Origin of the sequence: Actinomadura sp. WMMA1423, from assembly GCF_006547145.1 — a bacterium.
GTDB lineage: Bacteria > Actinomycetota > Actinomycetes > Streptosporangiales > Streptosporangiaceae > Spirillospora.
This window is the reverse complement of sequence record NZ_CP041244.1, coordinates 7,046,155-7,066,990: the sequence shown is the minus strand read 5'-3', so window position 1 is coordinate 7,066,990 and position 20,836 is coordinate 7,046,155. Positions and strand designations below refer to the sequence as shown.

General features: G+C 73.2%; 15 protein-coding genes. 10 read left to right on the top strand and 5 right to left on the bottom strand.

Annotated elements, in window-relative coordinates; translation table 11 throughout:
• The first annotated feature begins 75 nt into the window (after positions 1–75).
• The 3 genes from FKD65_RS32805 to FKD65_RS32795 all read left to right on the top strand — a co-directional run bounded on the left by FKD65_RS32805 (position 76) and on the right by FKD65_RS32795 (position 3,940).
• Positions 76–1,290 (top strand): CdaR family transcriptional regulator, encoded by a 1,215-nt coding sequence (locus tag FKD65_RS32805; RefSeq protein WP_205718315.1) that lies wholly within the window; start codon positions 76–78, stop codon positions 1,288–1,290.
• A 95-nt stretch (positions 1,291–1,385) separates the two neighbouring features.
• Positions 1,386–2,633, top strand: coding sequence for an FxsB family cyclophane-forming radical SAM/SPASM peptide maturase (locus FKD65_RS32800; protein ID WP_240809712.1), 1,248 nt, complete (start codon positions 1,386–1,388; stop codon positions 2,631–2,633).
• Positions 2,630–3,940, top strand: a complete 1,311-nt coding sequence (locus FKD65_RS32795) for an HEXXH motif domain-containing protein (RefSeq protein WP_141582138.1) — start codon at positions 2,630–2,632, stop codon at positions 3,938–3,940. The genes FKD65_RS32800 and FKD65_RS32795 overlap by 4 nt, the downstream gene beginning before the upstream one ends.
• Before the next feature lie 31 nt (positions 3,941–3,971).
• On the opposite strand, the gene fxsT (FKD65_RS32790) is transcribed toward FKD65_RS32795, so the two are convergent.
• The gene (gene fxsT, locus FKD65_RS32790; protein WP_141582136.1) at positions 3,972–6,470 is read right to left on the bottom strand and encodes an FxSxx-COOH system tetratricopeptide repeat protein; all 2,499 of its coding nucleotides are present in this window, start codon (positions 6,468–6,470) and stop codon (positions 3,972–3,974) included.
• 342 nt (positions 6,471–6,812) lie between these two features.
• Here fxsT (FKD65_RS32790) and fxsA point away from each other — a divergent pair, with 342 nt between their 5' ends.
• The 6 genes from fxsA to FKD65_RS32760 all read left to right on the top strand — a co-directional run bounded on the left by fxsA (position 6,813) and on the right by FKD65_RS32760 (position 16,749).
• Positions 6,813–7,007 (top strand): FxSxx-COOH cyclophane-containing RiPP peptide, encoded by a 195-nt coding sequence (gene fxsA / locus FKD65_RS32785; RefSeq protein WP_141582134.1) that lies wholly within the window; start codon positions 6,813–6,815, stop codon positions 7,005–7,007.
• A 391-nt stretch (positions 7,008–7,398) separates the two neighbouring features.
• Positions 7,399–8,883: an MFS transporter gene (locus FKD65_RS32780; protein ID WP_141582132.1), complete on the top strand. Its 1,485-nt coding sequence runs from the start codon at positions 7,399–7,401 to the stop codon at positions 8,881–8,883.
• Positions 8,884–8,942: 59 nt separating this feature from the next.
• Positions 8,943–10,445 (top strand): hypothetical protein, encoded by a 1,503-nt coding sequence (locus tag FKD65_RS32775; RefSeq protein ID WP_141582130.1) that lies wholly within the window; start codon positions 8,943–8,945, stop codon positions 10,443–10,445.
• A 19-nt stretch (positions 10,446–10,464) separates the two neighbouring features.
• A complete protein-coding gene (locus FKD65_RS32770) occupies positions 10,465–11,490 on the top strand; it encodes a MoxR family ATPase (RefSeq protein WP_141582127.1) in 1,026 nt (341 codons plus the stop codon).
• Positions 11,487–15,707: an FxSxx-COOH system tetratricopeptide repeat protein gene (gene fxsT, locus FKD65_RS32765; RefSeq protein ID WP_141582125.1), complete on the top strand. Its 4,221-nt coding sequence runs from the start codon at positions 11,487–11,489 to the stop codon at positions 15,705–15,707. Before FKD65_RS32770 ends, fxsT (FKD65_RS32765) begins: the two co-directional genes overlap by 4 nt.
• 55 nt (positions 15,708–15,762) lie before the next feature.
• A complete protein-coding gene (locus tag FKD65_RS32760) occupies positions 15,763–16,749 on the top strand; it encodes a hypothetical protein (protein ID WP_141582123.1) in 987 nt (328 codons plus the stop codon).
• A gap of 35 nt (positions 16,750–16,784) precedes the next feature.
• Here the strand turns inward: FKD65_RS32760 and FKD65_RS32755 are convergent, their stop codons facing one another.
• The 3 genes from FKD65_RS32755 to FKD65_RS32745 all read right to left on the bottom strand — a co-directional run bounded on the left by FKD65_RS32755 (position 16,785) and on the right by FKD65_RS32745 (position 18,629).
• Entirely contained in the window at positions 16,785–16,970 is a 186-nt protein-coding gene (locus FKD65_RS32755) for a hypothetical protein (protein WP_141582121.1), read from the bottom strand.
• Between the two features lie 79 nt (positions 16,971–17,049).
• Positions 17,050–17,874, bottom strand: a complete 825-nt coding sequence (locus FKD65_RS32750) for an acetate uptake transporter family protein (protein WP_168221264.1) — start codon at positions 17,872–17,874, stop codon at positions 17,050–17,052.
• Between the two features lie 227 nt (positions 17,875–18,101).
• Positions 18,102–18,629 carry an STAS domain-containing protein gene (locus tag FKD65_RS32745; RefSeq protein ID WP_141582117.1) on the bottom strand — a complete coding sequence of 176 codons (528 nt, stop codon included), beginning with the start codon at positions 18,627–18,629 and terminating at the stop codon, positions 18,102–18,104.
• Between the two features lie 122 nt (positions 18,630–18,751).
• Here FKD65_RS32745 and FKD65_RS32740 point away from each other — a divergent pair, with 122 nt between their 5' ends.
• Positions 18,752–18,997, top strand: a complete 246-nt coding sequence (locus tag FKD65_RS32740) for a DUF2630 family protein (RefSeq protein ID WP_141582114.1) — start codon at positions 18,752–18,754, stop codon at positions 18,995–18,997.
• Positions 18,998–19,033: 36 nt separating this feature from the next.
• Here FKD65_RS32740 and FKD65_RS32735 read toward each other — a convergent pair whose 3' ends face one another.
• Entirely contained in the window at positions 19,034–20,707 is a 1,674-nt protein-coding gene (locus FKD65_RS32735) for an L-lactate permease (RefSeq protein ID WP_141582111.1), read from the bottom strand.
• Positions 20,708–20,836 lie beyond the last annotated feature (129 nt).

The window sequence follows — 20,836 nt, the reverse complement described above, 5'->3', positions numbered from 1 at the left end:
CGATGTCGCCGTGATCGTCCAGAATCTGGACACACCGTTCAATTGGCGTGAAAACAGACTCTTTCGGGAGCCGTTGTGACGCGGGACAAGACGCCGGCACTGCGGGTGGCGGGCCGCCCCGCGGCGGCCCATCTGCGGGCCCGCGCGCCGCTGCTGACCCGCCGCGTCGTGGCGCGCCTGCTCGCCGAGCTGCCGGTCTACGCCGAGCTGCCGCAGGAGGAGGTCGCCGGGGACGTGGCCGGAATCGTCCAGCACAGCCTGCGGCAGTTCGCGGACGTCCTGGAGCGGCGCCGCCCCGCCCGCGCCGCCGACTTCGCCCGGCAGCGCGACTCCGCGGCGCTGCGGGCCGAGGAGGGCGTGCCGCTGGACGCGATCCTGGCCGCGTACCAGATCGGCGCGGCGATGGCGTGGGAGGACCTGACCGCGGGGGCCGAGCCCGCCGACCTGCCCGCCTTCCAGGAGGCGCTCGCCCTGTTCATGGACTTCCAGCGGCTGCTGACCTCGGCCGTCAGCGGCGCCTACCTGGAGGTGCGGCAGATCCTCGACAGCCAGGAGCACGGCGGCCGGCACGCCCTGATGACCGCGCTGCTCGCCGGGGACACCGCGGGCCACCGCCCGGCGCCCCGGTACGCCGTGCTGACGCTGCTGTTCTCCCCGCATCCGGACGAGTCCGGCTCCGGCCAGCGCGCCCGCATCGCCGCCCGCCGCAAGATCCGCCGCGTCCGGACGGCCCTGGACGACGTCGCCGACGAGCCCGCCCTCACCGCCCTGGACGCCTCCGGCGGGACGGCCCTGCTCCCGTTCTCCGCGGGCTGGGAGGCCCTGGACGACATGGTCGCGGGCGCGGCGAAGGCGGCCGACATCGACATCACGGCCGCCGCGGAGGTCACCGGCCCGGCCGGGGTCCCGGCCGCCGTCGCCCAGACCGCCGAGATCATGGACCTGGTCCGCCGCGCGGGCCGGCCGCCCGGTCTCTACCGGCTCGCGGACGTGCTGCTGGACTACCAGCTGAGCCGCCCGAGCGGCGCCCTCGCCGCCCTAGCCGCGCTGCTGGCGCCGCTGGAGCGCAGGCCCGACCTGCTGAGCACCCTGGAGTCCTACCTGGCGTTCGACCTGGACCGCCGGGCGACCGGCGCGGCCCTGCACGTCCACCCGAACACGGTCGCCTACCGCGTCCGCCGCATCAGCGCCCTCACCGGCCTGGACCCGGCCCGTCCCGGCGACCTCCAGCTGCTGAACGCCGCCCTCGTCGCCCGCCGGTCGCTGGGCTGGTCCACCCCCGGAAAATGAGCCCGGACCATGATTCCGTGATCACGAAAATGCGTATATAAATGGGGAAGATGACGTGATCTACCGTGTTCGAACCCCGCTGGGAGTTGGTCGGTGTGACCGTGGGTGAGGCCCGGACGTCCACCGAAGACGAATGGCCCGCCACGCTGAGCGTCCAGGCGCTGCTGGAGCAGGGATGGCGGCCGACTCCGTTCCGCGAGTTCGTGCTGAAAATCCACAGCAGATGCAATCTGGCCTGCGACTACTGCTACATGTACGAGATGGCGGACCAGAGCTGGCGCCGCCAGCCGCGCCGCATGTCGCGCGCCACTATAGACCGGACGGCCGCCCGCATCGCCGAGCACGCCCGCTCCAATGACCTGTCGCGGATCGCCGTCGTCCTGCACGGCGGAGAACCCCTGTTGGCCGGTCCCGAACGCATCCGCCACGCGGTGGAGGCAGTGAATTCCGCGGTCGATTCCCGGACGTCGGTGAGTTTCCACTTGCAGACCAATGGCGTTCTCCTGGATTCGGTCTTCCTGAAACTCTTCGACGAACTCGACATATTCGTCAGCGTCAGCCTGGACGGCGACGCGCAGGGGCACGACCTCCACCGCCGCCGGGCCAACGGCACGGGAAGCCACGGGGCCGTCATGACCGGGCTCCACCGGTTGACGACGCCCGCCTACCGGCGGCTCTTCAGCGGGCTGCTGAGCACGATCGACCTGCGCAACGACCCCGTCGCCACCTACGAGGCGCTCCTCGCCCACCGTCCCCCGGCGGTCGACTTCCTGTTACCGCACGGCAACTGGGACACCCCGCCACCGGGCCGCGACGGCGGGGACGCGACGCCCTACGCCGACTGGCTCATCGCGATATTCGACCGCTGGTACGGGGCCCCGGTGCGCGAGACCCGCGTCCGGCTGTTCACCGAGATCATCCGGCTGCTGCTCGGCCGGCCCTCGCACAGCGAGTCGATCGGGCTGTCGCCGGTCGCGGTCGCCGTGGTGGAGACCGACGGCGGCATCGAGCAGGTCGACACGCTGAAGTCCGCCTACGAGGGCGCGGCGCACACCGAGCTGCACGTCGGCCGGGACCCGTTCGACGCGGCGCTGATGCTCCCCGCGATGGCCGCCCGCCAGATCGGCCGCCGGGCGCTCGCCGGCGAGTGCGCGGCCTGCCCCGTCCACCGCGTGTGCGGCGGCGGCCTCTACACGCACCGGTACCGCTCCGGCACCGGCTTCGCGAACCCGTCGGTCTACTGCCGCGACCTCTACCGCCTGATCACCCATGTCCGCGAGGCGGTCGAGCGGGACGTGGAGGCGTACCGGCGGAGGGCGTCGGCCGAGGAGCGGGCCGGATGAGCCGGGGCGTCCACCAGGTTCCCGAGAAGGTCTTCCTGGAGCTCGCGGCGGGCCACGGCGGCCCGGCCGCGCTCGCACTCCTCCACCGGGCCCAGTACAGCAAGCGCCTGCTCCTGCTCCGGGGCGTGCGCGACGCGGGCGGCGCCCGGGCCGCCGAGGCCTACGGCGTCCTCGGACGCATCCAGCAGGAGGCCCCGCGGGCGGTCGAGGCCGTGCTGAGGTATCCGACCGTCGGCGAATGGGCCAGGCGCACCCTCGTCGCCCTGGCCGGCGGGGACGGCGGCGCCGACCCGGGCGGCCTCACCGCCCTCGTCGCCGGCGCGGCGGTCAGGGCCGGCCTTCCTTGCGAGATCGAGGTACCGGCACGCTCGGGGGCGATCGTCCTTCCCGGGCTGGGCCGTGCGCTCGTCCCCGGCCGGGCGAGCGCTCTCGTCCGGTCCGGACCCGGCGGAGCGGAGGTCGTGGCCGGGGGCCTGCGGACAGGCCTGCCCGCCGACGTCCACCGGGACGCGCCCGGCTGGGAGGCCCTGCGGAGGCTGACCACCGAGCATCGCGGCGCGCGCGCCGACTTCCTCCTCGACGACCACGACCCCGACCGCATGCCCGGCACCGAACGGCTCCGGCGTCGCCTGGCGGACACCGAACTGGAGCACTGGCGGTCGACGCTGGACGGCGCCTGGCGGATCCTGACCGAGCACCATCCGGGCGTCGCGGAGGACGTCGCCTCCCTGATCTCGGTCCTGACCCCGCTCGTCCCACCGGAGAAGGGGCAGGCCAGCGCCACGCCCGCGCACGCCTTCGGCAGCATCGGCCTCTCCAGCCCGCCCGACCCCCGCTTCCTCGCGCTCACGCTGGCCCACGAGGTCCAGCACACCAAGCTCACCGGGCTCCTCGACGTCGTCCACCTCACCGAGCCCGACGACGGCGCCACCTACTACGCGCCCTGGCGGGACGACCCGAGACCCGTCGCGGGGCTGCTTCAGGGCGCCTACGCCCACCTCGGCATCGCCAGGTTCTGGCGGGCCCAGCGCCGGCACGAGACGGGCGCGGCCGCGCTGGAGGCCGAGAGCGACTTCGCGCGCTGGCGCACCGCCACCGACCTCGTGATCCGCACCCTCGCCTCCAGCGGGCGCCTCACTCCCGCGGGCGAGGTCTTCGTCGGCGAGATGGCCCGGACCGTCCGCGCATGGCTGGACGAGCCCGTCCCCCCGGAGGCCCTGCGCCGCAGCCGTGACGCCGCCGGCCGGCACCTGACCGCCTGGCGCCACCGCAACGCGGGCCACCCCGCCCCCTCCGGCGCCGCCTGACACCGACCCCACGCAGACCCCGCCCTCCGGCTCAGATCGCCGGCGGGTCGAAGTCGCAGTCGAGGTTGCGCCACTGCCCCGCGACGACGGCGTCCGGGTGGTCCAGGCCGAGCGTCCTGGCGTAGACGTCCATCGTCTCCTTGTGCAGCCTGTCCGCCTCTTCCGCCTCGCCGGACTCCCGCAGCGAGACCGCGAGGTTGGAGGCGCAGGCGAGGGTCATCGGGTGCTCCTCCCCGATCACCGCGCGCAGCCGCCTCAGCGTCCCCCGGCCGAGCCGGTGCGACGACTCGATCTCGCCGAGCGTCAGCAGGTCGCTCGCCAGGTTGGTGGCCACGGTGAGCGGGTAGTGGTGGTCGCGTCCCAGCTTGGCCTCCAGCCCCGCGAGCGCCCTCTCGTTGAGCTCCCGCGCGGACGCGGCGTCGCCGAACACCCGGTGCAGCAGCGCCAGGTTCCCCCCGCACCCGTGGTTGTAGGGGTGCTCGGGGCCGTAGGCCTTCGGGTACCGGACGACGGTGTCGGACGCCAGCTCGAAGGCGAGATCGAGCTCTCCGGTGCTCCGGAGGCTGTTGGCCAGCGACATCGCGGCGGCCAGGGTGTCGGGGTGATCCAGTCCGAAGAGCCGCACGGAACGCGCGTTGACCTCCTGCGCGAGCTCCAGTGACCTGTCCAGTTCGCCTGCCCGGCGCAGGGCGATGGCGAGGTCCTTGCCCACGCGCAGGGTCAGCGGGTGCTCGGCGCCCAGCTCGTCCACGGACTTGGCGTACGCCTCCTCGCCGAGGTCGCACGCCTCCCCGTAGTCGCCGCACAGGCGTACCGCGCGCGCCAGCCCGCCGAGCGCGTTGATGATGTGCGTGGCGGCCTCGTACGTCTCCCCGAAGCGCAGGTAGACGACCTCGTGAAGGTCCCTCGACTTCGTGTACTCGCTGTTCAGGCCGTAGTCCAGCGCCAGGTTGTGCATGACCCGGAGCGTGTCGACCGAGGTCTCGCCGAACGCCTCCCGGTGCCGCTCCAACGACCGCTGGTCGTGGTCGCGCGCCTCCGTGAAGTCCCCGCGGGCCCTCAGGTCGGCGCCGAGGGAGTTCAGGAGTTGCAGCGTCATCCGGTGCTTGGGGCCGACCAGCGCCTCCGTCCGCTTCATGGCCTCGAGGTTCGACTCGTACGCCGCGCCGTACTCCCCGCGGTCGCGCAGGATGTTGCCGAACTGCCGCTTGCCCTCGAGCAGATCGAGGTCGTTCTCCCCGGAGTCGGCCGTCCACTGGTCCAGGAGGCGTTCGATCAGGTGCTGCGCGAACGCGTAGTCGCCGGACAGCCGCAGGTACCGGACGATGTTGATCGCGAACTTGCGGACCTCGGGATCGGTGCTCTCGGCGACGGCGGCCGGCTCCACATGGCCGATCAGCTCGCCGTAGCGGCGCCAGCTCGCCGGGGACTCCGCGTCGTCGGTCGGCGTCGCGGCCACCAGGAGCATGTGCACCTCGCTGCGGAACCGCGCCTGCTCGGCCGGGCTCAGCTCGTCGCGCAGCAGCGCCTGGATCAGCCGGTGCACCTGGACGGTCCGGCTCGGCGCGTCGATCTTCGCCAGCGCGTACCGGCCCACCTCGCCGAAGGCCCGCGCCAGCCGGATCGGATTGCGCAGCAGCCCCGCCAGCGGCTGCCCCATGCCGGGCGGGGTGCGGGAGAACACCTCGCGCGGGATCGGCTCGGGCCCGAAGAAGGCGCAGCAGCGCAGCAGCTCGACGGCCTCGGGCAGCTTCTCGGCCAGGCTGTTCACCGACAGCCGCCACGCCGCCGTCATCGAGACCGGGTACTCGGTCGGCTTCCCCTCGGCCAGCAGCTGGCTGGTGCACTCGGCCAGCAGGCGCAGGTACTCGGCGACGGACATGCCGGTCTCGGCCTGGAGCGCTCCCGCCTGTTCGAGGGCGAGCGGCAGGTCTCCCAGCTCGTGCGCGAGGCGGTCGGCGTCCTCCTCACTGATCGCGCGCGGAACCCGCTTGTTGAGGAAGGCGACGCTCTCCTCGCGGCTGAACACGTCGACCTGGACGGTGTGGCCCACCCCGTCCCAGCGGGGATTGCGCGAGGTGACGAGGACGTGCCCGCCCTGGGGCAGCAGATCCTGGAGGTCTTCGGGCTGGTCGGCGTTGTCGAAGACGAGCAGCCAGCGGGCGTACGGGTCCCCCCGGCGCAGCGCGTCGAGCACGGCGTTGGCGGCCTCCTCGACGCCGAGCGTCGTGGCGGACGGCAGCCCGAGCGAGGGCGCGAGGGCCGCCAGCGTCGGCCGCACGAGGGACGGCTGGTCGGCCGGAACCCACCACACGAGGTCGTAGTCGTAGCGGAACCGGTGCGCGTACTCCACCGCCATCTGGGTCTTGCCCACGCCGGCGAGGCCGTGCAGCGCGTGCGGGAGCACCGCGGTGACCTGCCCCGAGATGCCGGCCTTCAGCTTGTTGAGCAGATCTTCCCGCCCGGTGAAGTTCTTGTTCCGCGGCGGGATCCTCCCCCAGACCGCCGGGGCCGCCATCGGGAGCGTCATGCGTCCCACCTCCGCATTCCGCAGCTCATCCATGACCGGACGGTTCACCCGTCATGGGCGCTCAGATACCGTAATATCCCATTGACGGTAGCGGCGGAATAGGTCAGGCGTCACAGATTCGCGATCACGCCGTTATTCCGGTCGTCCGATTTTCGGTCCTACGCCCCCACTCGTTTATACCCTTCCAAAATTCGCCACGCTGGGACGTCGGCAACGGAAGGGAGAGTGACCACCAAACTAGGATTTTTCAGACTTCATTGATATCGTGCTTGCAATGTTGGGCCTGCCGTGACCGCGCACGGGACGGGGGCCCGCGGGCACCGCCGCGCTTGGGGAGACGTCATGCAGCAGGAAATCACTCTTCGCGACGACCTCATCGACGTGTCCGACCTCTCGCTTCGCGAGCTGGACGAGCTGCTCGGGGAGTCGGCCATCGCGCGGGCGCTCCGCGAGGTGCTCGACCCGACCCGCGGTGACATCGTCTCCGCCGGCTTCAGCAGCGATCTGGCCGAAGACCCGGCGTCCGCCGGGCTCTGAGCCGCCGGAGCGCCGCCTTCCTCGCGCCCTCACGCCCCCGGGCCCGACCGGCCGCGGCCCGCAGGCGCCTCCCTCACCGGGGCGGTCTCCGGCATGACCGGAGAGAGCCCGCTCCCGCATCCCACCTCGCGGACGGCACGCGCCGGTCAAGAGTCGTACGAGACTCGCTGGGTGCAGGTCCTTTCTCGACAATCACCCCGTTTCTTGCGCGATCTCCACTAGAGTCTGCCTGCGGCCCGATGGCTACGGTGCCGCGGGTTTCCGCTCGGCACAAAGCGCGCCTTTCGCAGCATTGTGGGTGATCTGTCCAAGCCGTCAGAGTCGCTGAGCCGGGGACCTCCCAAGGGTGGCGCCCATTCTGCCGCCCCCTGGCCGGCGACCGGGTTTCCTCATGGCGAAACCGGCCACCATTAGTCGCGAGGAGGATGCAGCGGGTGGCCGCTCCGGACGGTGCAAGCGGGTCCGCGTGAGAACGCGGCCTTCACTGCCGCGGGATTTCACCTACCTGTGGAGCGGATCGGCGGCCTCGCAACTCGGCAGCATGAACGCGGCCATCGCGCTTCCGCTGCTGGCGCTGTCGCTCACCCGCTCCACCGTCTTCGCGGGATGCGTCGCCGCGGCGGGCACGGGGCCCCGCCTGCTGCTCTACCTGCCGGCCGGAATGCTCGTCGACCGGTTCGACCGGCGCCGCATCATGCTGACCTGCCAGTACACCCGGTTCACCGTGTCGGTGCTGCTGGCCTTCGGCCTCCTGCTGCACTTCCATCCCGGCTACCTCCTGGTCACCGCGGCCGCGGCGGACGGAGCCCTGGCCGCCCTGTACAACCTGGCCGAGGTCGCCGTCGTGCGCCGGGTCGTCCCCCACGAAGCCCTCCCCGAGGCCATGGCCCGGAACGAGGCGCGCAGCCACATAGCCCTGCTGCTCGGCCGGCCTCTCGGCGGCTTTCTCTACGGCATCAACAGAGCACTCCCCTTCACGGCCGACGCGCTCTCCTCGCTTTTCTCCGCACTGACCCTGCACTTCATGAGGAACAAGGAATTCAGCGCCCGGGAACGGGACGACACGACGATCGCGGATTTCCGCAAGTGCCTGGCCTTTCTGCGCCACGACACCTTCCTGCGCATGGTGCTCATCATCTGCGCGGTAACGAATTTCGCCTTTCAGACCGTGTTTCTCATGCTGGTCGTGCAGGCCGACCGGGAATTCGAGTCCACCTCGATGATCGGCATCCTGTTCGCGGCGTCCGGGCTGGGCGGAACGCTGGGGGCCGTCGTCGCCCCGCGCCTGTTCCGGCGGTACCGGCTCGCCCACGGCACCAGGCCGATTCGCGTCCTCTTCTTCTGCGTGTGGGGCTGGTTCGCCATGACCTCCATCGTGACGATCGGCAACGGTCCGGTCTCCGGCCTGGCGGCATGGGGCGGGATCAGCTTCGTCGGGGCGCACATCAACGTGGCGCTGACCGTCTACCAGGCGACCTGGGTACCCAACGAGATGCTGGCCAGGGTCGCCAGCATCAACAACTTCGTCACCCAGAGCGCCGTCCCGCTCGGATCGCTGTTCTCCGGCTACCTGCTCTCGCTGGTGCCGAGCACCCGGATCGCGACCGGGGCCGTCACGGCGGTGACCCTGGGCGTCGCCGTTCTCAGCAGTTGCCACCTGTGGTCACTGAGGAAACGGCGCATCGGTTCCCAGCAGACGCTCAGGAGCGCGATGGCCGAGGCGGTGGGGCCGGGGCTTCGGCGGCACTCCGCGGCCGCACGGGCGCTCTGGGCGCGGGTCCGGTCCGCGCTTCGCCCGGCGGGCCCCGAATCCGACGCAGACCTTTATGAGAATTCCGCACAACCGGAAATAGCGCCCGCGATAGGTCCTCGCTGAACGCGTACGATATGCCCCACCGATGGGGGTCCCGGTGCGGTTTCGTTCGGAGGGGTTGAGTGTCGGACGTGCGATGGTCGCTGCCTTTCGATGACCAGTCCCGCCTCGTGCGGGCCCTGTGGGAGCTGGAAACGATACGCAAGCGCACCTCCCGTGACCTCTGCGTCTCCCTTCTGGAACGGCAGCTCGGCCATCCCCTCCCCGCCACCCGCGACGACAAGGACATCACCGACGTCTGGCATCTCGTGGACGCCTGCCTGTCCTATCCCGGGGCGTTCCACGCGCTGATCGCGATCGTCGAGGAGTTCCACCGCGGAAGCATTCCGATGGAGGCGGTCCGCGAGCTCGTCGACGAGCTGCTCCCCGAACCGCTGCTGCGCCCGAAGGAGCGCCGCGAGCTCGACGCCCTCCTGCGGGGCCTCGGCGACCGGGCCCCCGGGGTGGTCGGGCCGGACGCGATCCGCGCGCTCTACTGGGAGGTCACCGCCCCCTCCGGTCCCGCCCTCGACACCGACCCGGGCGACCTGCGGGGCGTCCTGGCCCGACTGGAGGACCTCACCGTCGGCGTCGACGGCGTCCCGCCGCTGCTGGCCTTCGTCGAGGAGCTCGCCGCGCACGCGGCCGGCCCCGCGGCCGCCGGTCTGCGGGCCTGGGTCGACGCCCTCGCCCGCCGGCTCGGGCTGGAGCGCCGGCTCCCTGCGGCGCGGCCCCGCGAGGTGGCGGCGCCGCGGAGCGAGCCCGCGCCGGGGTCGGCGGGAGCGCGCAGCTACCTGGTCATCGAGCTCCGCCGGGACGGGGCCGTCCCGGACCGCTACCTGGCCTCCGCGTGGCTCCAGGCGGAGGGCGAGCACGGGCTGATGCTCCGCTGCGACGACGAGCCCGTCCCGTTCGAGCGGCTGCCCGGCCTCGTCAAGGAGCTGCTGAGCGAGGACCAGCGGGTCGTCAACCGGCCGGCGCCGGAGCTGACGCTGGAGTTCGTGCTGCCGGTGGACATGCTCGGCACGCCGGTCGACCAGCTGCGGATCACCGTGGACGGGCTGGAGCGGCGGCTCGGCATCGAGCACCCGGTGATCGTCCGCAGCCTCGACCGGATGCGCAGGCCGGCCTACCACCACCAGTGGCGCCGCAAGTGGCGCTGGCTGCGCGAGAACCCCCACGGCGCGAAGGTGTGCTGGGTGACACAGTCCGGCCAGTACGGCGGTGAAAACCTCTACAGCATGCTGCTGTCCGAGCCGTCGTCGGTGTGCATGGCCATGGCCTTCCCACCGCGCACGGACGGACCGGACTCCGCCGAGCTGCGCGCCGCCCTCCAGGCGGGGGCGCCGATCGTCACCTGGTGCCGGAGCGGACGCGACCCCGAGCGCTTCGCCCAGGAGTTCCAGGCTCTGCTCGACGAGGGCGCCATGGACCTGCCCGACACCGTACTGAGGCTGCGCCGGGAGGCGCTGCGCGCACTCGACGGGGACGGCGGCGGCGACCATCTCGGCCTCGACCTGACCCTCGTCTTCGACGACGCGGACCGGCTGCCCGAACCCTACGTGCGGCTGAGCGCCCCCGCCTGAGCTCTCCTGGGAGGTACCTGTGGCGACGACGGACACGCCTCCGGACGCGGGCTCCGGGGATTGGGAGATCTACCGGGGCGACGGCACGCCGCACGACGGCCTCGCGCGGCTGCCCGATCCGCCGCCCTGGCGGCGCTTCGACACCGAGGACGGCGCGGCGCCGCCGCCCGGCGGCGGTCTGGAGCGCGCCCTGTCGTACCGTCCGGGGCCGAACGTCGTCACCATGGTGAACGTCGCGCTCCGCCTGCGGCGGCCCCTGCTGGTCACCGGCAAGCCGGGCACGGGCAAGTCGACGCTCGCCTACAACGTGGCGCACGAGCTGGGCCTCGGCCCCGTGCTGGACTGGCCGATCACCAGCCGGGCGACGCTGCAGGAAGGGCTGTACCGCTACGACGCCATCGGCCGCCTGCACGAGACGAGCCTGCGCCAGGCCGTCGCCCCCGGGGCGGGCACCGAGGCCCCCGACATCGGCCGCTACATCCGGCTCGGGCCGCTCGGGACGGCGCTGCTGCCGGGGCCGCGGCCCCGGGTGCTGCTCATCGACGAGCTGGACAAGAGCGACATCGACCTGCCCAACGACCTGCTCAACGTGTTCGAGGAGGGCGGCTACACGATCCCGGAGCTCGAACGCCTCCCCGAGGACCAGCCGGTCGTGCACGTCATGCCGGTCAAGGGGCCCGACCGGGTACCGGTGACCCGCGGCCGGGTCCAGTGCGCCGCGTTCCCGCTCGTCGTCATCACCAGCAACGGCGAACGGGAGTTCCCCCCGGCGTTCCTGCGCCGCTGCGTCCGGCTGGTGGTCGAACCGCCGACCCCCGACGAGCTCGCCGAGATCGTCGAGGCGCATCTCGGCGGGGCGGCGCGGGCCGCGAGCGCGGACCTCATCCGGGAGTTCCTGGAGCGCCGCGAGCAGGGCGACCTGGCCACCGACCAGCTCCTCAACGCGGTCTACCTGAGCACGACCGGCTCGCGTCCGGCCGAGGCCACGCTCCAGGACATGGTCAGGGCGATCCTGCGCCCGCTGGGCGCCGCCGGCCCGGGATGATCCGCCGGCTGATCGAGGCGCTGGAGGCCCTCGATCCCCCGCTCACCGCGCAGGAGGTCGCCGACGCCCTGTGGCTGGCGCGGTCCCTGCCGGATACCGCCGCGCCCGGCGGGACGCCCGCGCCGCCGCCCGGCCCCGGGCCCGAGCCCGGCCCGGCCCCGGCGCCCGTCGCGCCCGAGCCGGCGCCCGCCGAACCGGCCCCGCAGCGCCGTCCGGCCCGTCCCGCGGCTCCCGCCGCGCAGGCCGGGCTGTATCTCGGGGAGCCGGCCCCCGCGGCGGGCGATGCCGTCCGGGCCCCGGCGACGCCCGCGATCCCGCACGCGCTGAGCCTCGCCCGCGCGCTGCGGCCGCTGCGCGGCAGGTTCTCGTCCCGCACGGTCGAGAACCTCGTCGAGGAGGCGACGGCCCAGCGGATCGCGGAGACCGGCATCTGGGAACCGGTCATGGAGCCCGCGCCGGAACGGTGGCTCGACCTCGCGCTCGTCGTGGACGGCGGCGCCTCCATGGTCGTCTGGACGCGGCTCGCCGCCGAGCTGCGGACGCTGATGGAGCGGCTGGGCGCCTTCCGCGACGTGCGCGTGTGGCGGCTGGACACCGACGACGCCCTCGTCCTGCACAGCGGGACGGCGACGGCCGGGCCGGGGCGCAGCCCGGACGAGCTGATCGACCCGACGCGCCGCCGCGTGGTCCTCGTCCTCACCGACTGCATCGGGCCCGCCTGGGGCGACGGCCGCGCCGCCGCCGTCCTCGAACGCTGGGCGCGGTCCGGCCCCGTCGCGATCCTCCAGCCGCTCCCCCAGCGGCTGTGGCGGCGGTGCGCGATGGCGGCCGAGCCTGTGTGGCTCGGGGCGCGGGAGGCCGGGGTGCCGAACGACAGGCTCACGGTGCGCCCGCGCGAGGAGCCGACCGTGCCGCACGGCGTCGCCGTTCCCGTGCTGGAGCTGGAGCCCCGGTGGCTGCGCCCGTGGGCCGAACTGGTCGGCGGCGGGGCGGAGCGGATCGCGGCGATGGCCGTGTTCACCGGCGTGCCGACCCGGGAACCGCCCGTGGACGACGGTGCGGGCGAGGGCGGCGGCGCGCGCCCGGATGGAGACGACCCGTCGCCCGCCGAGCGGGTGAAGCGCTTCCGGGCGGCCTCCTCGCCGACGGCGTTCCGGCTGGCGGCCTACCTCGCGGCGGCCCCGCTGCGGCTGGAGGTCATGGCGCTGGTCCAGAAGGCCATGCTGCCGGACGCGACGTCCGCGCACCTGGCGGAGGTGTTCCTCGGCGGCCTGATGCGCCGAGCGCGCCGGACCTCCGACCCCGAGGGCGTCGAGTACGAGTTCCACGACGGGGTGCGGGACGTCCTGCTCGGCGGAATCGGCCGAGCGGAGGCGATGAGCGTCCTGCGCAACGTCTGGAACGTCGTGCGGGGCCGGTGGGGATCCACCCAGGACTTCCCCGCCCTGCTGCGGGCCGTCCAGCAGGGCACCGAGGACCTGCGGCAGGACCCGCCGTTCGCGCAGGTCGCGGCGCGCGTGCTCGCCCGGCTCGGCGGCCGCTACGCGCAGATCGCCGAACGGCTCGCGCGCGCCGCCGCGGACGGTCCCGGACCCGCCGCCCACGACGACACCCCGCCGGACGACGCCCCGCCAGATGACCCCCCACCAGATCCGACGGGCGCCCCGGTCGGCGAAGGACTCACGCGGAAGGGACCCGAGGAGCGCGACGCGCCGCTGCGGGGCGGCGGGCTCCCCGCGCGCAACCCCGACTTCACCGGACGCGACGCGCTGCTCCGCGACATCAGGGCCGATCTGTCCGGCGCGGTGACCTGCCTACTGCCCGCCGCCCCGAGGCGCCTCGGCGGGCAGGGCAAGTCGCAGCTCGCCGTCGAGTACGCCCACCGGTACGCCGGCGACTACGACGTGATCTGGTGGGTGCCCGCCGAGCGGACCACGCTCGCCAGGTCGTCGCTCGTCGAGCTGGCCCGGCGCCTCGACACCCCGCTGAGCGACGAGGTCAACCGGACCGTCGAGCGCCTGCTGGACGCGCTGCGGACGAGCCCGGCCCACCGGCGCTGGCTGCTCATCTACGACAACGCCGCCGACCCCGACGAGCTCGTCCCGCTGCTGCCCGTCCGGGCCGGGGAGCCGGGGGGGCCGCTGACGACGGCCGTACCGGGCGGCCACGTGCTGATCACGTCCCGGGACCGCCGCTGGGCCGGGCGCACCGCCGCCGAGGACGTCGGCGTCTTCGAGCGCGCGGAGAGCGTCGCGCTGCTGTGCCGCCGGGTGCCCGGCCTCACGGCCGCCGACGCCGACCGGATCGCCGAGCGGATCGGCGACCTGCCCCTCGCGGTGGAGCAGGCGGCGGCATGGCTCGCCGTCACCGGCCGCGCGGCCGGGGAGTACCTGCGGCTCCTCGACCGCCGGCTCCGGGCCGAGCCCGGCGCGAGCCTGCCGCTCGACTACCCGGCGGAGCTGGCCGGGACCCTGACCCTGGCGTTCGAGCGGCTGCGGGAGGACGACCCCGCGGCGGGGCGGCTGCTGGAGCTGTGGGCCTTCTTCGGGCCCGAGCCGGTCACCCGCGACCTGCTGGCCGCGGGCGCCGGGGACGGCCTTCCGCCCGACCTGACGGAGACGCTGGCGGACGCCGGGCTGCTCCGGGAGGCGATGGCCGACATCGACCGCTACGCCCTCGGCCGGTTCGACCCGGACCGGTGCAGCCTCCAGGTCCACCGGCTGATCCGGACGATGCTGCAGACCAGGCTCTCCGACGACGACCACCGTGCCGTCCGGGGCCGGGTGCACCGCATCCTCGCCGCCGCCACGCCGAAGGCCCCGCCGGACGACGAGACCACCTGGCCGATCCGGGCGGAGATCGCCCCGCACGTGGTGCCCTCGGGCGTGATCGGCGGTGCGACCACCGAGATCCGCGGGGTGGCGCTCGACCAGATGCGCTACCTGTACCTGCTCGGCGACTTCGAGGGCAGCCGGGTCCTCGCCGAGCTCGCGCTGGAGCACTGGCAGCGCGAGCTCGGGCCCTACGACGAGTCGGTCCTCATCGCGGGCCGCGAACTCGGCACCGTGATGCGCGCTCTCGGGGACGTGGCCGGGGCGAACAGGCACAACGCCGAGATCTACCGGCGGACGATCGAGCGCTTCGGGCCCGGCCACTCGATCACCATGCGCGCCGCGGGCACCGTGGCCGCCGACCGGCGGCTGCGGGGCGACTTCCAAGCCGCCCTCGACCTCGACCAGGACACGCTGCGCCGCACGGCCCGGCTGTTCGGCAACGGCCACCTCGAGACCCTCCGCGTCGCCAACAACGTGGGCATCAACCTGCGCCTGCTGGGCGAGTTCGAACGGGCCCGCTCGCTCGACGCGGACTCCCTCGCCCAGTTCCGCGCGAGCGTCGGACCGCACAACCGCGTCACCCTGTTCGCCATGAGCCAGCTCGCCCGCGACCTGCACGGGCTGGGCGCGTACCGCGAAGCCGCCGCGCTGCAGCGGGAGGTTTTGACGATCACGCGGGGGACGCCCGTGTCCGACCACGCGTTCGTCCTGCACACGGAGATGAGCCACGCCGCGACCCTGCGCAAGCTCGGCGCGCTCGCCGAGGCGCAGAGGCTCGCGGAGGACACGCTGCGGCTCCACACGCAGCGCTACGGCGAGCGGCATCCCGACACCCTGGCGGCGCAGCGCGTGCTGGCGCTGGCCTGCCTCGCGACCGGGGACGCCGAGAGGGCGCGCAGGCTGGGCGAGGCCGCCCTGACCGGGCACCGCCAGGTCATGGGAATGGGCCATCCGTTCTCCCACGCCTGCGCCGCCGACCTGGCGATGGCGCTGCGGAGCCTGGGCGATCACGAGTCGGCGCGCGTCCTCGACGACACCTCCGTGCGCGAGCTGCGCGCCGCGCTGGGCGCCGACCACTACTTCTCGCTGTGCTGCTCGGTCGGCCTCGTCCACGACCTGTTCCACATGGGCAGGCTGGAGGCGGCCCGCATCCGGTCCAACGAGACCTGGGAGCGGTTCGGCGACCGGTACGGGGCCGGCCACGTCTACACGCTGGCGTGCGCCCACAACCACCAGGTGATCTGCGACGCCCTCGGTCTGGACGGCCCCGGCGGCGGCCCCGCCGAGGCCCTGGCGAGCGCGCTCGGGGACGGGCATCCGGACGTGCTCCGGGCGGCGGAGGGACGCCTACTCGACTGCGACATAGCGCCGACCCCGCTCTGAGGCCAGGGTGGGAGCGGGAGTGCGGCGCGCCGACATGAGGAGGGCCAGCGGACCCATGCTTCCCGAATTCGACACCACCGGTCCTCTCTGGCGCCCGTCAGGGCACTGCGTCATCGTCGGGTGCGACATCGCCGGGTTCGGCGACGCGGAGCGGACCGACGACGTGCGGCGCCACATGCGCGACGCGCTCTACCGGCACCTGGGCGCGAGTTTCACCGCCGCGGGCGTCTCTCTGGCCGACTGCTACTGGGAGGACCGAGGCGACGGCGCGCTGATCGCCCTGCGGCCCCACGTGGAGGTGGAGCCCGTTCTGGTCGACGTCGCCGACATGCTGAGGGCGGAGCTGGGCCGGTACAACCGGGTCGCCTCTCAGATCGCCCGGATCCGGCTGCGCGTGTCGGTGCACACCGGCGAGGCCTTGTTCGACGGCCACGGGCTGGTGGGGACGGCCGTGAACCACGCCTTCCGCATCCTCGACGCCCCCGCGTTCAAGGAGGCGCTCGGCGCGTCCGGCGCGTGGTTCGGGGTGGTCGTCTCCGAGCGGGTCCACGACGACGTCGTCCGGCACGCGCGGGGGCGGATCATCCCGGAGGACTACCGGCGGATCGAGGTGGCGGTGAAGGAGACCGCCGGGCCCGCGTGGATCAGGGTGCCGGGCGCGACCGGCCGCCCGGAGGCCTCCCGGGACCTCGCGGCGGGCCCGCCCCAGGCCGGTGTTCCCCAGGCCGGTGTTCCCCAGGCCGCCGGGCCACCGACCAGCGGGCCTGACCGGCCGGTGATCTTCGAGCTGGTCGACCGGATGCTGGAGGTGCCTGTGCTGGCGTCCCCGCAGGGCCGCGACCAGGTCGTCTCGGCCCTGCGCCGGGACGTCGCGGCGGCGGTCACCCGGCAGGCGGGCGCGCGGATGGACTGCTTCGCGATCCTCACGACCTGCCTGGACTACCCGGGCGGGCTGAAGGAGCTCGTCGACGTCGTCAAGGGGCTGGCCGGGGACTCCCTCTCCGTCCACCGCCTGGAGCAGGCCATCGCCCGGTTCCTGTGAGGCCCGCCCGGAACCCGGGGATCCGGGCGGGGGCGTCAGGCGTGCTCGGTGCGGAGGTGGTGCTTGAGCGTCGCCAGCTCGAGGTGCGGCTCGTGGCAGCGGTCGCAGGCCCAGACGCCGCTGGGCACGGTGAAGCCTCGCGTCACCGCGTCCTCGCGCGCGCACAGCTGGTTGTAGGACTGGACGAGGCGCCGCCACGTCCGCCGGACCGCCGTTGACATTCCCGCTCCCCCTCCGAGCCGGTCGGTACTCTTCGGCTCAGCATAGGGTAACGGGAATGTCAAGGCGAAACGCCGGGCATCACTGCCCGATCTTCACGCCCGGTTCGCCCTGCCGGTACTCCAGGGGCCGGACGCCCCGGCCACCGGGCATGTTGGCGCCCTTGCGGATCTTGCCGGTGGGCAGGATCGTGCGCCCGAAGCTGTTCTCGAACATCAGCGCGGCGGCCCCGAACAGGGCGACCACCGCGGCCGCGACGAACAGCCAGCCGCCGACGTCCAGCGGCCACGTCGAGCCCGCCCAGAAGCCCGCGGCGGTGAACCCCGCGGCGACCGACATGCAGGCCCACACCAGGGCGATCACCAGGTTCTCGCCGAGCGCGGCCAGCGCGCCCAGGCCGCTGATCACCGCGAGCGGGACGAACCAGAACGCGAAGCCCGCATAGGCGGTGCCGAGGACGGGCGCCAGCGCCAGTGGCGCCGCTCCGATGCTCACCAGCAGGAACAGCAGGCTCCAGCCGATGAAGAACGCGCCCCACATGCCGTGCATCGCCGTGGCGATGCCGTCGCGCGCCCGGTAGCCCCACAGGCCGGCCAGCAGCTGCGCGATGCCGCCGAAGGTCAGCACCAGCGGCCACAGGATGAGCGGCGTTCCGACGCCGCCGTACCAGCCGGCCTGCCAGGCGCCCACCATCATGGCCGCGGCGGCGAGCCCGAACAGGCCGAGGATCGACGGGGCCGCGATGGGCTGCAGGAAGACGCGCGTGCGGTCCTCCCAGAGCGCGTGCTCACCGGGCTGGTCGGCACCCCTGCGGGGTGCCATCGCCGCGCCGCGCGCCGGCTCGGCCCCGCCGTATCCCGGTTCGGCCGTGCCGTACCCCGGTGCGGCCGCGCCCTCCGCGGGCATCGCCGATCCGGTGTGTTCGCTGGGCGTCGGCGCGGATTCATGCCCTCTACGCCTTGCCATGAGATCCCCCTCTGAATCGGAGAGCTGTAAATCCCTCCTAACCGTGTTCTAGCAGGTCAAACGGCATATGACCGTTTCCTGAATAGGTTCGCGTTTGTGTCGAATGTCCTTTGCCGTGCGGTGACGCGGGCATGGTCGTCCGGTGGCTCGGCGCGGGGTTCGACGGGTCAGCGGCGGGGCGGGCAGTGGATCTCCAGGCCCGGGGAGGAGTGCCAGCCGATCAGCGTGAAGAGCCGCTCGATGTGCGGCGGGACCCCGTGCAGCACGAGCAGGCCGCCTCGGCCGTGCAGGGCGTCGGCGGCCTCGGTGAAGGCGCGCAGGCCCGCCACGTCCATGAACTCCACGGCCGACAGGTCGGCGTGGACATCGCCGACGGGGCGGCCATGGGCATCGCCGACGGGGCGGCCTTGGACATCGCCGACGGGTCGGCCATGGGCATCGCCGACGGGTCGGCCATGGGCATCGCCCGCCTGCCGGCCATCGCCGGGCACGCGCTCTTGGGCGGCGCGCAGGGCGCGCGCGACGGCGGCGGTGTTGGAGACGTCGACCTCGCCCGCGATCAGCACGCGGGGCAGGGCCGACGCGGCCGTGATGCGCAGCAGCGCGGAGTCGTGCTCCACGACGTCGTAGCGGGGACCCTCCCGCGCGCCGGGATCGGGGCCGCCCTCGCCGCCGGTGATCCGCCAGACCGTCATCCGCTCCTCACCCTCACCGGGGCGCCGCCGCTACCGTGCACGGCCCCGTATATGCAAGGCTCTCACCTGTCGGGACCATCTGGACCCCACCAGAGCGGAAAACCACGATCGGAAGCCATTTCATGGACGAGAAGGCGATCCTGGAACGTATCAACGACTTCATCGAGGAGGAGCACGCCCTCCGGCAGGCCCACGAGCGGGCCGAGACCTCCAACGCCGACGCCCAGGGGCGGCTGCGGGACCTGGAGGTGGCCCTCGACCAGTGCTGGGACCTGCTGCGGCAGCGGCGCGCCCGCCTCGCGGCGGGGCAGAACCCGGACGACGCCGCGCTCCGTCCCGCCGGCGAGGTGGAGGGCTACCAGCAGTAGCCCCCGCAGCACTCCACGCCTCCCTCCGCGGCCGCGTCAGGGGACCATCCAGTCGAGCATCGCGGTCGACTGGAGGCCGGACAGCAGGCACATCCCGGCGAGGAACAGCAGGCTCCACAGCACGACGCGGCGGAAGATGTCGCCCTCGCGCCCGTCCAGGCCGACCGCCGCGGCGGCGATGGCGAGGTTCTGCGGCGACACCATCTTGCCGAGGACACCGCCGGAGCTGTTGGTCGCCGCCATGAGGACCGTCGAGAGGTCGGCCTTGTTCGCGGCGGTGACCTGCAGCGCGCCGAAAAGCGAGTTGGACGAGGTGTCCGATCCGGTGACCGCGGTACCGAGCCAGCCGAGGATCGGCGACAGCAGGGCGAAGGCGCCGCCCGCACCGGCCATCCACGTCCCGAGCGTCACCGTCTGCCCGGAGGCGTTCATCACGAACGCCAGGGCGAGGACCGCCATGACGGTGATGATCGCCCACCGGAGCTGGACGAGGGTCGTCCAGTAGGCGCGCAGGGCCGTGCCGAGGCCGACCCCGAGGACGGCCATGGTGATCAGGCCCGCGACGAGCATCTGCGTGCCGGGCGTGGTCAGGTAGTTGAAGTTGAAGGTCGGCAGGGTCAGCGGCTTGCCGGACGGGCCGGTGAGGTGCAGGCCCGGCCAGGAGAACGTCCGCGTCGCCTTGTCCAGCAGGTCCTTGACCGGCCCGATCTGGCAGACGACGAAGACCGCGATGATGATCGCGTACGGGGCGTAGGCGCGGGCGACCTCGGCGCGCGAGTCGCCACCGTCGCCCGCCCGGCCCCTGGCGCTTCCCCCTCGGCCTTCGACGCGGGCGGCGAACTCGGGCGTCGGCTCGTCCGCGGCGCCGCCGGCGACCGGGGCGGGCTCGGCCGGCGCGGCGGACGGGCGCAGCCGGACGGCCAGGACCACGGCGGCGGCCGAGACCAGCGAGGCCACGACGTCGGCGAGCGGCACCGAGACGAAGTTGGCGGTGACGTACTGTGCGGCACCGAACGCGGCGCCGCACAGCAGGGCGACGGGCCAGGTCTCGCGCAGGCCGCGCCGCCCGTCCACGATGGCGACGAGGACGAGCGGGACGAACAGGGCGAGGATCGGGGTCTGCCGCCCGACCATGGCGCCGAGCGTGTCGCTGGACTCGCCGGTGACCTTGCCGAGCGTGAGGATCGGCGTCGCCATCGCGCCGAACGCGACGGGCGCGGTGTTGGCGGTGAGGGCGAGGACGGCGGCCTTGAGCGGCTCGAAGCCGAGCGCGATCAGCATGACGGAGGTGACCGCGACCGGCGTGCCGAAGCCCGCCAGGGCCTCCAGCAGCGCGCCGAACGAGAACGCGATCAGCACCGCCTGGAGCCTGCTGTCGTCGCTGACCTGCGCGAACGACCGGCGCAGGACGTCGAAGTGGCCGGTGGTGACGGTGATGTTGTAGACCCACAGAGCGTTGATGACGATCCACAGGATCGGGTAGAAGCCGAACGCGGCGCCTTCGGAGCCGGCGAGGAGCGCCTGGTCGGCGGGCATGCCGTACGTCCAGACGGCGATCGCGAGCGCGACGGCCAGCGCTATGAGGGACGCGAGCCAGGCGCGCATGCGGACGCCGCCGAGCAGGACGAACAGCACGGCCAGCGGCAGTGCGGCGACCAGGGAGCTCCAGCCGAGCGAGTCGGCGACGGGATCGAGGACCTGCTGGTACACGGCGATCACCTCGCGGGTTGGCGGTCGCCCCCGAGTACGTCTTCCCTACCCGTCCCGATGACGGAGATCACCTTGATAGTGAACTTTTCACCCGGTCAGACCCGTTCTCAACCCGTCAGGCGCCCTCAA

Coding starts and splice junctions, on each gene's coding strand:
- FKD65_RS32795 (WP_141582138.1), top strand. CDS start 2,630: ATGAGCCGGGGCGTCCACCAGGTTCCCGAGAAGGTCTTCCTGGAGCTC.
- fxsT (WP_141582136.1), bottom strand. CDS start 6,470: ATGACGCTCCCGATGGCGGCCCCGGCGGTCTGGGGGAGGATCCCGCCG.
- fxsA (WP_141582134.1), top strand. CDS start 6,813: ATGCAGCAGGAAATCACTCTTCGCGACGACCTCATCGACGTGTCCGAC.
- FKD65_RS32780 (WP_141582132.1), top strand. CDS start 7,399: ATGGCGAAACCGGCCACCATTAGTCGCGAGGAGGATGCAGCGGGTGGC.
- fxsT (WP_141582125.1), top strand. CDS start 11,487: ATGATCCGCCGGCTGATCGAGGCGCTGGAGGCCCTCGATCCCCCGCTC.
- FKD65_RS32760 (WP_141582123.1), top strand. CDS start 15,763: ATGCTTCCCGAATTCGACACCACCGGTCCTCTCTGGCGCCCGTCAGGG.
- FKD65_RS32755 (WP_141582121.1), bottom strand. CDS start 16,970: ATGTCAACGGCGGTCCGGCGGACGTGGCGGCGCCTCGTCCAGTCCTAC.
- FKD65_RS32750 (WP_168221264.1), bottom strand. CDS start 17,874: ATGCCCGCGGAGGGCGCGGCCGCACCGGGGTACGGCACGGCCGAACCG.
- FKD65_RS32745 (WP_141582117.1), bottom strand. CDS start 18,629: ATGACGGTCTGGCGGATCACCGGCGGCGAGGGCGGCCCCGATCCCGGC.
- FKD65_RS32740 (WP_141582114.1), top strand. CDS start 18,752: ATGGACGAGAAGGCGATCCTGGAACGTATCAACGACTTCATCGAGGAG.